Raw genomic sequence first — 13,090 nt, 5'->3', positions numbered from 1 at the left:
GATGAACGGATGTAGGCAGGGGGAGGGGCTCGTGTTGGGTCGGTGGAAAGCGCTGCGCGCCGTGTCCGCTGCCGCCCTGTTGCTGTTCCTCCTGGCCCAGGTCCTCGTCGCCGACGGCGGTGGGCTCTCCGCCGCCGTAGCCCTCGCCGCCACCGCCGCGGCCGGGACCGCGCTGGTCGCCTGCGCCGTCATCGCCTCGCGCAGTGTCCCGGTGGTGCCGTCGGCGTGGGTCCGTACGACCCTCCGCGACCGTGAGCGGCGTACCGCCTTCCTCCCGCAGCGCGATCCCGACGCCTCCGGGCGCCCCCGTCCCCGAGCGCCGGGGCGGCTCGTCCCGACGATCGCGTAGGGGACGTTCACCGCACGTTACGTAGCGCACATACCGCACATACCGCACGTACCGTACGTACCGCACGTACCGTACGTACCGCCTCCTCTCGTGGTCGTCATGCCGATCCCTTCTCATCCGGCACGACGAGACCCCCGGAGGGCTCACCCATGTCCGTACTCAGCGGCTTCGCCGACCTGGTCGCGCGCCTCGCCGACCTGCTGCAGCCCGTCTTCCACACCTCCGCGGCCGCCGCCGCGATCGTCCTGTTCACCATGGCCGTACGCCTGGCCGTGCACCCCCTCTCGCGCGCCTCCGCCCGCGGCCAGCGGGCCCGTGCCCAACTCGCACCGCAGCTCGCCGCATTGCGCGAGAAGCACGCCAAGAACCCCGAGCGGCTCCAGAAGGCGGTCATGGAGCTGCACGCCAAGGAGAAGGTCTCGCCGCTCGCCGGGTGCCTGCCGGGGCTGCTCCAGCTCCCGGCGTTCCTCCTCATGTACCAGGTGTTCTCCCGTGCGGAGATGGGCGGCGAGCCGAACGCCCTGCTCGGGCACTCCCTCTTCACCGCACCCCTCGGCGGCCGCTGGACCGACGCGCTCGCCGATGGCGGGGTGCTGGGCGGTCCCGGTGTGGTGTACCTGGTGCTGTTCGCGCTGGTCGCCGCCGTCGCGACGTTCGGTTATCGGCGTACGAGGGCACAGCTGGCGGCACCGCAGGCCGCGCCCATCGGCCAGGGGCCGGGCGGATCGGGTGGGCCGGGCATGCCCGGTATGCCCGCCGCCCTGGTGAAGGTGCTGCCGCTCATGTCCTTCCTGACGCTCATCACCGTCGCGGTCGTCCCGCTCGCGGCCGCCCTGTACGTGGTGACCAGCACCACCTGGAGCGCCGTCGAGCGCGTCATCCTCTACCCGACCAACCCGACCGCTGACACCGCACCTCGGTCCGCTATCTGAACAGGGTCTTGCGGAGTGGACAGCCAACCTGGAGGATCAGCCAAACCACCCTCCGATGGCCGCACCCCATCGGCCCCAGTGGTGACCAGGGGAGTGTGAACAATGAAGTTGCTGCGAGTCGGAGCGGTGGGGGCTGAGCGCCCGGCGCTGCTCGACCAGGACGGTGTCCTGCGCGACCTGTCGGAACTGGTTCCCGAGATCGACGGAGAGCTCCTCTCCGACCCGTCCGCGCTGGCCCGGGTGCGAGAGGCCGCCGCCGCGGGCACGCTGCCCGCGCTGGACGCCGAAGGGCTGCGGATCGGTCCGCCGCTCGGCCGGATCGGCAAGGTCGTGTGCATCGGGCTGAACTACCACGATCACGCGGCCGAGACCGGCGCGGCGACCCCGGCCGAGCCGATCGTCTTCTTCAAGGCCCCGGACACGGTCATCGGGCCGAACGACACCGTGCTGGTCCCGCGTAAGTCCGTGAAGACGGACTGGGAGGTGGAGCTCGCCGTCGTCATCGGGCGCACCGCTCGCTACCTGGACTCGGCCGACGAGGCGCTCGCGCATGTCGCCGGGTACGCGGTGGCCAACGACGTCTCTGAGCGGGAGTGGCAGATCGAGCGCGGCGGCACCTGGGACAAGGGGAAGAACTGCGAGACGTTCAACCCGCTGGGGCCCTGGCTGGTGACCGCCGACGAGGTACCCGACCCGCAGGCGCTCGGGCTGAAGCTCTGGGTCAACGGCGAGCTGAAGCAGGACGGGAACACCAGCGACCAGATCTTCCCGGTCGCGGAGGTCGTGCGCTATGTCAGCCAGTTCATGACGCTGTACCCGGGTGATGTGATCAACACCGGTACGCCCGCGGGTGTGGCGATGGGGCAGCCCGAGCCCAAGCCGTTCCTGCGCGGCGGCGATGTGGTGGAGCTGGAGATCGAAGGTCTCGGGCGCCAGCGGCAGGAGCTCAAGCAGGCCTGAGGGGCGGGGGAGTGTGGGGCTGCCCCACACTCCCCCAACTCTGCCCGAACTCTGTTCGCGCTCAGAGCGCCACCGTCACCCCCGCCCGCGCCGACTCCCGCGCCGCCTCCAGCACCGCCAGCGTCGCCGCCGCCTCCGTCGCCGTGACCGGGTTCGGCCCGCCCTCGCGCAGGGCCGCGACGATCGCCGCGTAGTACGCCGGATAGTCACCCGGCAGCGTCGGAACCACGCGGCCGCCACCCGTCAGCGGGGACTCACCCGAGCCGACCCGGCCCCACCGCTCCTCCGGCTCCACGCCCCAGTCCTCACCGGGACGACCGGGACGCTTGCCCTCGCGCAGCTCCGCCTCCTGGGGGTCAAGCGCGTACTTGACGTACCCCGCCCGCGAGCCGAGCACCCGGAAACGCGGGCCGAGCTGGGCGGTCGTGGCGGAGACGTACAGATGGGAGCGCACGCCCGAGGTGTGCGTGAGCGCGAAGAAGGTGTCGTCGTCGGCCTCGGCTCCCGGGCGGCGTACGTCCGACTCCGCGTAGACCGAGGCAACCGGGCCGAACAGCACCAACGCCTGGTCGACCACATGGCTGCCCAGGTCGAACAGCAGCCCGCCGATCTCCTCCGGATCGCCCGACTCACGCCAGCCGCCCTTGGGCTGCGGCCGCCACCGCTCGAACCGCGACTCAAAGCGCTGTACGTCGCCGAGCTCGCCGTCGGCCATCAGCCGCTGGAGGGTGAGGAAGTCGTTGTCCCAGCGGCGGTTCTGGAACACGGACAGCAGTAGCCCCCGCTCGTCCGCGAGCGCCCCGAGCTGCCGCGCCTCGGCCGCCGAACCCGCCAGCGGCTTGTCCACCACGACCGGCAGGCCCGCCTTGAGTGCCGCCTGGGCCAGCGGTACATGGGTCTTGTTGGGGGAGGCGATGACCACCAGGTCGAGTGCGTCGGCCCGGTCCCACAGCGCGTCGGGTGACGCCACGCAGCGCAGGTCGTCGCCGTGCTCGGCCCGCGCCTGGGCCTGCCGCTCCGGGTTCGATGTGACGACGGTATCGAGCTCAAGGCCGTCGACGGCGGCGATCAGCGGGGCGTGGAAGACGGAGCCCGCCAGGCCGTAGCCGATCAGACCGACACGGAGCGGGGGTGGGGTGGGGGAGGCAGCACTCATGGGTGCCACTTAAGCAGGCGCCGTGGGGGATGAGCGGGGGCGGTGCCGTCCGCCAAACCGAGTGGGTGGGAAATACGTTGATCGTGGGAGATTCGGTATCTGAACGGACGAACAGGGGCATGGTGTACCGGAACGGCGGCCCACGCGTGGCAGGGTCTCGGGCATCACGAAAGGTGCCCGTTCCGCGATCAGCAAAGGCCCTCTCTGTATGCGACTGTGCAGCGCCCTCGTCCTCTGCCTCGCCGCCACGCTCACGGCCCCCCTCACGGCTGCCGCGCCGTCAGTCGCCGCCGCTGACGGAGGCAGACACGCTGACGCAGGCAGACAGGCTGCCGGTGCAGGCAGACAGGTTGACGGAGACCGGCTGACCGCGCAGCCCACCGCCGAGTGCCTCACCGCCGAGGGCGACGACGACTTCCCCGTCACGACCAGCATCGAGGGCGAGCCGGACACGTATCACCCGGGAGCGGCCGCTCAGCGGTGGACCGTCGCGCTCACCAACACCACCGAAACCACCTGCGACAACATCCACCCGATCCTCGTACTCGTCGACGAGGAGCGCACCCTGGACCCCCGCCAGCCGAAGCTGGAGTTCCGCGAGGGCGATCGCTGGCGGCCCGTCACCTTCGAGCACACCGACCGGGACGAGAACATCGGCGTCTTCGACGACGGCTTCCCCGGCTTCACCATCGCGCCGGGTGAGACCGTGGACGTGCCGGTGCGCCTCGCGTTCGCCCCGACCACCTGGCCCCACCAGGTGGTAGCCCGCGCCGCGCTGATCCAGCGCCGCGACGACGACGGCGACTGGGTCGGCCAGTCCAAGGCCTACCCGTTCACCATCACCGACCGCGAGGCCAGCGAAAGCCCCAGCGCCAGCGAGAGCGAGGAAGGCGGCAGCGCCAGCGAGAGCGAGGAAAGCGGCAGCGACCAGGACGGCGACGATCGCACCGGCTCCCGACCGGGCGCGGAGCACCCGCCGACGCAGCTCGCCGATACGGGCCCCGGTGGCCCGCCGCTCGCGGTCTGGGCCTGGGCCGCCCTCAGCGCCTTCCTCGTCGGCGCCGGTGCCCTGGTCGTACGGACCTCGCGCTTCCAGAGGCGCTGAACCGGCCGTTTCCGTACCGTTTCCGATCACCGCCTACAGTGCCCCCCGTGGACTACCCGAACGACCAGCACCCCGGCGCACCGGTGCGGGCAGGCATCCCGGAGCACGGCCGCATCCCCAAGTACTACGCGGTGAAGGCGCGGGTCGCCGCCCTGCTCGACGAGTTGGGCGAGGGTGGGACGCTGCCCACCGAACGCGAACTCGCCCTGCGTTACGAGGTGGCGCGGGAGACCGTACGGCAGGCCCTGCGTGACCTGCTCCTGGAAGGGCGGCTACGGCGGCACGGCCGCGGCACCGTGGTCGCCGGGCCCAAGCTGGAGCAGCCGCTCGCCCTCGCCAGCTACACCGAAGGCGTACGCCGCCAAGGACTCAGCCCGGGGCGCACCCTGATCTCCCTGGACCGCTTCCCGTGCCAGGACGCGCTGGCCGAGGAGCTCGGCGTCGAACGCGGCCGCCCCGTATGGCACATGGAGCGGGTGCTGCTCGCGGACGATGAGCGGGTGGGCCTGGAGAGCACATACGTGCCCGTGGACCGGGTGCCGCGGCTCGACGTCGAGTTCTCACCCGACTTGTCCTTCTACTCCTACCTGCACGACCGGCTCGGGATCGCCTTCGGCGACGCGGACGAGCGGATCGAGACCGTCCTCGCGACGCCGCGCGAGGCGTTGCTGATCGGTACCCCGCCCGCGCTTCCCATGCTGCTGATCCACCGCACCTCACGGGACACGGACGGCAAGCGGCTGGAGCGGGTGCGCACGCTGTTCCGCGGCGACCGCTTCAGCTTTACGGCGCGCCTGGGACGGCAGGGCTAGCTAGGCCGAGGAGATGCCCTGCTTGATCACAGAAACATAACGGGTCTAGGCCGAATTTGGGTGCCCGTTCACCGACCCGTTGGCGACCGGCCCCCGGCGGGCCACCGGCTCCGAGGAACGTTGCCGCCGTGAGAGTCATCGTCGTAGGAGCCGGTGTGGTGGGAACCCTGCACGCCTGGCACGCAGTCGAACGCGGCCATCAGGTCGTCCAGATCGAGCGAGAGGCCGAGGCCCGCGGAGCGAGTCTGCGCAACTTCGGTCAGATATGGGTCAGTGGCCGGGCGGGCGGTGAAGAGCTGCACACCGCCCTACGCGCCCGGGAGTTGTGGGAGAGCATCGGCGCACGCGTCCCCGCGCTGGGCTTCCGGGCCAACGGCTCGCTCACCCTGGTACGCGACGAACGGGAACGCGCCGTCGCCGAGGCCGCGTTGGCCCGTGACGACGCGGCGGCACGCGGCTACGAGTTGCTCACCGCCGACCAGGCGCGCGAGGTCAACCCGGCGCTGCGCGGCGAGTTCACCGGCGCCCTGTGGTGCGAGCGGGACGCGGCCGTGGAACCGCGCACCGCCCAACTCGCTCTCCGTAAGGCCTTGCTGGCATCTGGCAGCTATACGTTCCTGCCTGGCAGGGAAGTCCGCGAGGTCATCGGCGAGCGCGCGGTACGGGACGACCACGGCGAGGTGCACACCGGTGACGCCGTGGTCCTGTGTACGGGTGCCGCGCTCGGCGGCCTGGTCCGTGAGCTGGCCCCGGACCTGCCCGTACGCCGGGTCCGGCTCCAGATGATGCAGACCGACCCGCTCGGCGAACCGCTCACCACCTCCGTCGCCGACGCCGACAGCTTCCGCTACTACCCGGCGTACCGCTCGCCCGCGCTCGACGAACTCGCCGCCGTCCAGGCGCAGACGCCGACCGCCGCCGCGTACAAGATGCAGCTCCTCATGGTCCAGCGCCGCGACGGCGGACTGACCATCGGCGACACCCACGCGTACGAGCACCCCTTCGCGTTCGACGTACTGGAGGACCCGTACGACCACCTCGCCGAGGTCGTCGCGTCCTTCCTGGGGCGCCCGCTGCCGAAGATCCGCCGCCGCTGGGCCGGGGTGTACGCGCAGTGCGTGGACACCACCCGAGTGGTGCACCGCCAGCAGGTACGCGACGGGGTGTGGCTGGTCACCGGGCCCGGCGGGCGCGGCATGACCTGTTCTCCGGTGATCGCCGAGACGACCGCCAACGAACTGGGATGGTGAGCGAGTTGACCGAGGAACCCCAGCGCACCGCCATCAACATCGACATCAAGACCTACAGCAAGACCGACATCAAGCTCGTCGTGCTCGACATGGCAGGCACCACCGTCGCCGACGGCGGCCTCGTCGAGCAGGCCTTCTCGCGCGCCGCCGAGCGGCTCGGCATCACCCCGGGCTCCCCGGACCACGCCGAGAAGCTGGACTACGTACGCGCCACCATGGGCGAGTCCAAGATCTCCGTCTTCCGGCACCTCTTCGGCGACGAGACGCTCGCCCAGCGCGCCAACACCGTCTTCGAGGCCGCGTACGGCGACCTCGTCGACGGTGGCAGGGTCGCTCCGATTCCCGGCGCCCGCGAGGCGATCGAGCAACTCCAGGACGCGGGCCGCACCGTCGTCCTCACCACCGGCTTCGCCCGCGTCACCCAGGACGCGATCCTCGGCGCCCTCGGCTGGCGCGACCTGGTGACACTCACCCTGTGCCCGGCCGACGCGGGCGGGCGCGGACGGCCCTACCCGGACATGGTGCTGGCCGCGCTGCTGCGCACCGGGGCCGCCGATGGCGTACGGGAGATCGCCGTCGCCGGTGACACGGTCTACGACATGCGCTCCGGCTGCCGCGCCGGGGCCGGGATCGTCGCCGGAGTGCGGACGGGCGCGCACGACGAGCGGCACCTGAGGGCGGGCGGGGCCACCCACGTACTCGACTCGGTAGCCGAACTGCCCGCGCTGCTCGCCGGTTTCAGCCGATGACCAGCGGCATACGACACGTACATCGCGGCACGCGACACGTACATCGACGCCTGGAGGTCGGCGACCGGCAGCTGAGCGGTAACCCCGTCGCCATCGACGCCGCCGAGGATCTGGACAGCGTCGGCCCGCGGCGCCAAGGTAACGGGTCTGGTCCAAACAGGAGTTCGCCAACGCGGTCCGCTTCCGCTCCCGCCTCCGCTCCCGCTCCCGTGCGGACCGGCCCGTCCCTCTCACCCCCACCACGGAGGAGTACGAGTCCATGCCCCAGCTCAGACGCGGCCGCACCCTGGCCCTGACCGCCACCGCGGCCGTCCTGTTCGCAGGCACGGTCCAGCTCACCGCGGGCGGAGCCACCGCCGCACCGACCGCCGCACCGACCGCCGCACCGACCGCCGCCCCGGCCGCCGCCCCGGCCGCCGCCCCCACAGCCCGTACCGACAAGGTGCTGGTCATCGGCCTCGACGGGGTCAACCTCGACCGGTCCAAGCAGGCCGACGCGCCCCGCCTGCGGAAGCTGATGGCCGAGGGCCTGACCGCCGAATCCCTGCTGTACGCGCGGCCCATGGCCGCCACCTCATCCGGTCCCGGCTGGTCCACGGTCGCCACCGGCGTCTGGCCCGACCAGCACGGCGTGACGGACAACTCCTTCTCCGGCAAGCGGTTCGGCGCCTACCCCGACTTCCTCACCCGCATCGAGAACGCCAAGCCGTCGCTCAACACCTACGCGGCCGCCGACTGGGAGCCGATCACCTCGTCGGACAAGGGCGGCCCGATCTTCGGCTCGAAGATCGACAAGCGGCTCAGCCTCAAGGGCGACGCCAACGGCTACGACGTAGAGGACCCGAAGATCGCGGCGGCGGCCGCCACCGAACTGAAGAACGGTGACCCGGACGCCGCCTTCGTGTACCTCGGCGAGGTGGACATCGCGGGCCACAACTACGGGGCCGCGAGCCAGCGTTACCTGGACACGATCGCCACCGTGGACAAGCTCGTCGGCCAGGTACTCGACGGCGTCACCGCGCGGCCCACGTACTCCCAGGAGAACTGGAAGATCCTGGTCACCACCGACCACGGCCACACCGACTCCGGCGGCCACGGCGGCTCCCACGCCCAGGAGCGCGGCACCTTCGTCATCGCCAAGGGCGCGGGAATCCCGGCCGGTTCCGTACGCCACGACGTCCGCCTCGTAGATGTCGCCGCCACTGCCCTGCGGCACGTCGGCGTCCCCACGGCGGGCCTGGACGGGCAGCCGCTGGACGACAGGGACCACGACGCCTTCGACACCCTGCGGCCGAACCTCCAGGGCCGCGTCGACGAGACTCACATCCCGGCCGGGGTGAAGGGCTTCACGCACACCCCGCCCACGGGCTGGACCGTCGACAACTCCCGGATGGGCAGCGGCGGCGTCGCCGAGTGGCGCGGCTGGACCTTCGCCACCGATGAGTTCTGGTCTCCGTCCCAGCGTGACCAGTGGCGTGAACTGAACGTCCGGCAGCGCGATGTCTTCGCCGTCGCCGACTCCGACGAATGGGACGACAAGCCGCACACCGGCACCTTCGACTCGACCTTGATCAGCCCCAAGTGGAACGTGGCGGGCGATTCCACCCGCAGCCTCCGCTTCCGCACCCACCTGCGCCACGAGCCCGGCCAGCGCGCTGAGGTCCTCGTCTCGTACGACGGCGGTACGCCGACTGTGGTGAAGTCCTACACGACCGACACCGTCGCGCGGTGGCAGGAGATCCCGCTCAACACCAGCGGCGCCACGGACGTCCAGGTCAGCTTCCGCTACAGCGGCGACAACAACTGGTACTGGACCGTGGACAACGTCTGGCTCCGCTGAGGCCCGGGCCCCAGATCACCTGGTGAGATGTGCGGTGAACGGCGGGTCCGTTCGCCGCATCGCCCGGTTAGGGTGACAGCGTCGAAGTTCGGCCACGCAGAGCGGAGAACAGTCCAGTGGGAGAGCGCAAGCCGATCGAATCCTGGCTCACGGACATGGACGGGGTCCTCATCCACGAGGGCGTTCCGATCCCTGGCGCCGACGCCTTCCTCAAGCGGCTGCGCGAGTCCGGCAAGCCCTTTCTCGTACTGACCAACAACTCCATCTACACCGCCCGTGACCTGCACGCACGGCTGAAGCGGATGGGGCTCGACGTGCCCGTCGAGAACATCTGGACCTCGGCCCTGGCCACCGCGAAGTTCCTCGATGACCAGCGTCCGGGCGGCACCGCGTACGTCATCGGTGAGGCGGGTCTGACGACGGCGCTGCACGACATCGGCTACGTACTGACCGACGCCGAGCCGGATTACGTGGTACTCGGCGAGACCCGGACCTACAGCTTCGAGGCCATGACCAAGGCGGTCCGGCTGATCAAGAACGGTGCCCGGTTCATCTGCACCAACCCCGACGAGACAGGACCCAGCCTGGAGGGCCCGCTGCCCGCCACCGGCTCGGTGGCCGCGCTGATCACCAAGGCGAGCGGCAAGGAGCCGTATTTCGCGGGCAAGCCCAACCCGCTGATGATGCGGACCGGACTGAACGCGATCGGGGCGCACTCCGAGACCAGCGCGATGATCGGTGACCGGATGGACACCGATGTGCTGGCCGGTCTTGAGGCCGGGATGAAGACCTATCTGGTCCTGACCGGGCTGACCAGGCCCGAGGAGGTCGACAAGTACCCGTTCCGGCCGTCCCGGGTCGTGGACTCGATCGCCGACCTGGTCGAACGCATCTGACCCTGCGCGCCAGGTAGCGGTCCGTCGATCCGTGGCGGTCCGTGGCGGTCCGTGGCGGTCCGTACACCCGGACGGTCTAGTCATGGCCCGTAGCGCGTGCGGTGTCCGGGAGGGAGCGGCAGCCTTCGGAGTATCTGGAGGTTCGTTATGCGCCCTATGTTCCCTGTGCGCCCTACTGGACGTCACCGTCTCATGGTCATGCTGTGTACCGCTGTCATTGCTGGGGGTGTGGGCCTGGGGTCGGCGGGTGGCGCGCTTGCCGCCGATGACCCCGGGAGCGTCAAGGTCGCGCCCGCGAAGGCGACGCCGGGCAGCGAGATCAAGCTGCTGGCGGCGGGGTGCGACGGGACGACGGGGGTCGCGAAGTCCGAGGCGTTCGTGGCCGACGCCGATCTGGTGGGCCAGGACGGGCCCGGTTTCCCCCTGTCCGGGGAGGCGATGGTCCGGTCGACGGTGACCCCGGGCGCGTACGAGATCGTGGTGGACTGCGCCGACAAGGGCGGCCAGGCGGGCAAGGGCCGCACGGTCAGAGGCGAGTTCGAGGTCGTCAAGACCCGTCCAAGCAGCCCCGCCCCGGCCAAGGAGTCGCCGACCGCGCCGATAAAGGCGGGCGGCGGCGGTGCCGCGGATGACGTGGGCAGAGGCGGTACGGAAGCCACCGCGGCCGCCGAAGGCCAGAGCCCCGCTACCCGGTACGCCCTCATCGGCGCCCTGCTGACGGGCGCGGCCGGGCTCGCGGCGGCGGGCCGTCTGGTGCGGCGCCGACGCGGCGTCGAGTAGCCGAGCAGCGGTCCGAGGATCGACGGTCGAGGGGCGAGGCGGAAGCGATGGCCGACGCGGAGAACAGGCGGGGCTCGGGCAGGCTGCTGGTCGGTGTGGCCTGGGCGATGCTGCTGGCCGGGCTGTGGCTGTGGGGGCGGGAGATCACCGACCTGCCGGGTGGTTACGCGGGGACGGCGACCGGGGACGTCGCGGCGGTCGGGCGGCCCCACGAGGCACGGCTGCCGCCCGCGCACAAGCCGCTGTCCGCGGCCCCGCCGCAGCGCCTGGAGATCCCCGCGATGGGCGTACGGGCCCCCGTGGTCAAGCGCGGCCTGGACGCCGACGGCGCCATCGACCCGCCGCCGTACGCGCAGGCGGCCGCCGTCGGCTGGTACGGCGAGGGCGTGCGGCCCGGTGCGCGGGGTACCGCGCTGCTGGTCGGCCATGTGGACACCCAGACCAGGCCCGCCGTCTTCTTCGACCTGAGCACGCTGCGGCCCGGCGAGCAGATCCGGGTCACCCGCGCCGACGGCTCCCTCGCGGAGTTCACCGTGGAGGAGGTGGAGGTGCTGCAGCGGGACGGCTTTGACGCCCGCCGGGCCTACGGGCAGCGCGAGGAGGGCCGCGCCGAGCTCCGGCTGATCACCTGCGGCGGCACCTTCGACCGGGCCACCCGCAGCTACACCGCCAATGTGGTGGTGTCCGCCTACCTGACCGGCAAGACCGGTCAGACCACTCAGGCCGCCCAGGCCGCCGCCACGTCCAGGGGTGAGCAGGGCTGAGAGGAGCCCTGGCCCGGTCGACGGCCCGCTCCCCCCAAGGCAGCCGACCGGGCCGGTCCTCCACCGCGCGCGCTCAGGCCGCGGGAGGTAGCCCGGAGTCGGCGCGGGAGGCATGGGAGACCTGTGTGAACTGTGTATGAGCCGACGTGCGGCGCTGTGCGCACATACGTCAATCCGGCCAGGGGCTGGGGCCGTTCACCCTCACTGTAAAACGGAAGCGTGCTCCCGGCCTAGGGGGGAAATCACGACAGGTCAGCGGCTGGTGACGTGCCGTGTCTGAGGGGTGGGTGTAGCAAGTCGGGTACAGAGGGGGGCCGAGGATGGGTGGACCTGGGGCGGGTGCGGCGCGTATGCCAGGATTGGGTCCCAGACAGTGCACCCGAGGGGGAGTGGATGTACGGCCGTGACAGCCGCCGTAAGCGCAGGCCCGCACGCTGGGGAGTAAGGGTGGGAGCAGGTGCCGTGGGGGCGGCGCTGCTCCTGACCGGATGCACCTCCTCCGACGGGTCGGGCGACGGCAAGGACAAGGGCAAGGCGAACTCGCCCGTCAAGCAGCAGCCGAAGGACAACGACCCGTACTGGGTCAATCCAGACAGCAAGGCCGCGGGCGCCCTCGCCGAGTACCAGCGGGACGGCAAGGACGAGGACGCCGCCCTGATCAAGAAGATCGCCGAGCAGCCGGTGGGTAACTGGATTCGCACCGACGGCGAGGCCGAGAGGGAGACCCGGGAGATCACCGAGGCCGCGCAGAAGGCCGACCGGGACGCCCTGTTGGTGCTCTACAACATCCCGCACCGCGACTGCGGGCAGTACTCAGGCGGCGGCGCGGCCAACGGCAAGGAGTACGCGGCCTGGATCGACCAGATCGCGAAGGGCATCGGAGACCGGCCCGCCACGGTCATCCTGGAGCCGGACGCGGTGCTGCACCTGGTGGACGACTGCACCCCGGGCGAGTACCACAAGGAGCGCTACGAGGCCCTGAAGGGCGCGATCAAGAAGCTCAAGTCGCTGGCGAACACCAAGGTGTACCTGGACGCGGGGAACGCGGGCTGGGGTTCGCCCGACTCGCTCTACGAGCCGCTGACGTGGTCGGGCGTCGCCGAGGCCGACGGCTTCTCGGTGAACGTCTCGAACTTCTACACGACCACCGAGAGCATCGAGTTCGGCAAGAAGCTCTCGGTGAAGATCGGCAACAAGCCGTTCGTCATCGACACCAGCCGCAACGGCAACGGCCCGTACACCGAGGGCGACCCCAGCGAGCGCTGGTGCAACCCGCCGGGGCGCGCGCTCGGCGAGACCCCCACCACGAATACCGGTGACGAGCTGGTGGACGCCTATCTGTGGGTCAAGCGTCCGGGCGAGTCCGACGGTGAGTGCAAGGGCGGCCCCAAGGCGGGCGAGTGGTGGCCCGAGTACGCCAAGGACCTCGTCAAGGCCAGTAAGTGAAGCCAGTAGGTGAAGGCCAGCGAGTGAAGGCCAGCCAGTAGATCGCACGCG

Annotated in this window: 13 protein-coding genes; 12 read left to right on the top strand and 1 reads right to left on the bottom strand. The window is 71.0% G+C overall.

Translation table 11 applies throughout. From position 1 onward, the window contains the following. Position 1 precedes the first annotated feature (1 nt). The 3 genes from GCN81_RS24555 to GCN81_RS24545 all read left to right on the top strand — a co-directional run bounded on the left by GCN81_RS24555 (position 2) and on the right by GCN81_RS24545 (position 2,241). Positions 2-349, top strand: coding sequence for a DUF6412 domain-containing protein (locus tag GCN81_RS24555; RefSeq protein WP_231626938.1), 348 nt, complete (start codon positions 2-4; stop codon positions 347-349). Positions 350-498: 149 nt separating this feature from the next. After that, entirely contained in the window at positions 499-1,281 is a 783-nt protein-coding gene (locus tag GCN81_RS24550) for a YidC/Oxa1 family membrane protein insertase (protein ID WP_156726640.1), read from the top strand. 102 nt (positions 1,282-1,383) lie between these two features. Continuing rightward, positions 1,384-2,241 (top strand): fumarylacetoacetate hydrolase family protein, encoded by an 858-nt coding sequence (locus GCN81_RS24545; protein ID WP_156726639.1) that lies wholly within the window; start codon positions 1,384-1,386, stop codon positions 2,239-2,241. A gap of 61 nt (positions 2,242-2,302) precedes the next feature. Here GCN81_RS24545 and GCN81_RS24540 read toward each other — a convergent pair whose 3' ends face one another. Beyond that, positions 2,303-3,397, bottom strand: coding sequence for a Gfo/Idh/MocA family oxidoreductase (locus GCN81_RS24540; protein WP_156726638.1), 1,095 nt, complete (start codon positions 3,395-3,397; stop codon positions 2,303-2,305). 208 nt (positions 3,398-3,605) lie between these two features. Between GCN81_RS24540 and GCN81_RS24535 the strand changes: the two genes are divergently transcribed. From GCN81_RS24535 to GCN81_RS24495, 9 genes are all read left to right on the top strand, one after another. Further along, entirely contained in the window at positions 3,606-4,502 is an 897-nt protein-coding gene (locus tag GCN81_RS24535) for a hypothetical protein (RefSeq protein ID WP_156726637.1), read from the top strand. A gap of 47 nt (positions 4,503-4,549) precedes the next feature. Beyond that, positions 4,550-5,314: a GntR family transcriptional regulator gene (locus tag GCN81_RS24530; RefSeq protein ID WP_156726636.1), complete on the top strand. Its 765-nt coding sequence runs from the start codon at positions 4,550-4,552 to the stop codon at positions 5,312-5,314. Positions 5,315-5,442: 128 nt separating this feature from the next. Then, the gene (locus tag GCN81_RS24525) at positions 5,443-6,564 is read left to right on the top strand and encodes a TIGR03364 family FAD-dependent oxidoreductase (RefSeq protein WP_156726635.1); all 1,122 of its coding nucleotides are present in this window, start codon (positions 5,443-5,445) and stop codon (positions 6,562-6,564) included. Positions 6,565-6,608: 44 nt separating this feature from the next. After that, entirely contained in the window at positions 6,609-7,313 is a 705-nt protein-coding gene (locus GCN81_RS24520; protein WP_267904602.1) for a phosphonatase-like hydrolase, read from the top strand. Positions 7,314-7,572: 259 nt separating this feature from the next. Continuing rightward, positions 7,573-9,153, top strand: a complete 1,581-nt coding sequence (locus GCN81_RS24515) for an alkaline phosphatase family protein (protein WP_156726633.1) — start codon at positions 7,573-7,575, stop codon at positions 9,151-9,153. Between the two features lie 116 nt (positions 9,154-9,269). Further along, positions 9,270-10,049: an HAD-IIA family hydrolase gene (locus GCN81_RS24510; RefSeq protein ID WP_156726632.1), complete on the top strand. Its 780-nt coding sequence runs from the start codon at positions 9,270-9,272 to the stop codon at positions 10,047-10,049. A 198-nt stretch (positions 10,050-10,247) separates the two neighbouring features. Further along, positions 10,248-10,829 carry a hypothetical protein gene (locus tag GCN81_RS24505; protein ID WP_156726631.1) on the top strand — a complete coding sequence of 194 codons (582 nt, stop codon included), beginning with the start codon at positions 10,248-10,250 and terminating at the stop codon, positions 10,827-10,829. Positions 10,830-10,876: 47 nt separating this feature from the next. Further along, a complete protein-coding gene (locus GCN81_RS24500) occupies positions 10,877-11,593 on the top strand; it encodes a class F sortase (RefSeq protein WP_156726630.1) in 717 nt (238 codons plus the stop codon). Positions 11,594-11,986: 393 nt separating this feature from the next. Beyond that, on the top strand, positions 11,987-13,039 hold the full coding sequence (locus tag GCN81_RS24495; RefSeq protein ID WP_156726629.1) for a glycoside hydrolase family 6 protein: 1,053 nt from the start codon (positions 11,987-11,989) through the stop codon (positions 13,037-13,039). Positions 13,040-13,090: the final 51 nt, after the last annotated feature.

The sequence above is a fragment of the Streptomyces apocyni genome, from assembly GCF_009739465.1.
GTDB lineage: Bacteria > Actinomycetota > Actinomycetes > Streptomycetales > Streptomycetaceae > Streptomyces > Streptomyces apocyni.
Note: the sequence above shows the minus strand (reverse complement) of the source record. Positions and strands in the feature narration are given on the sequence as shown.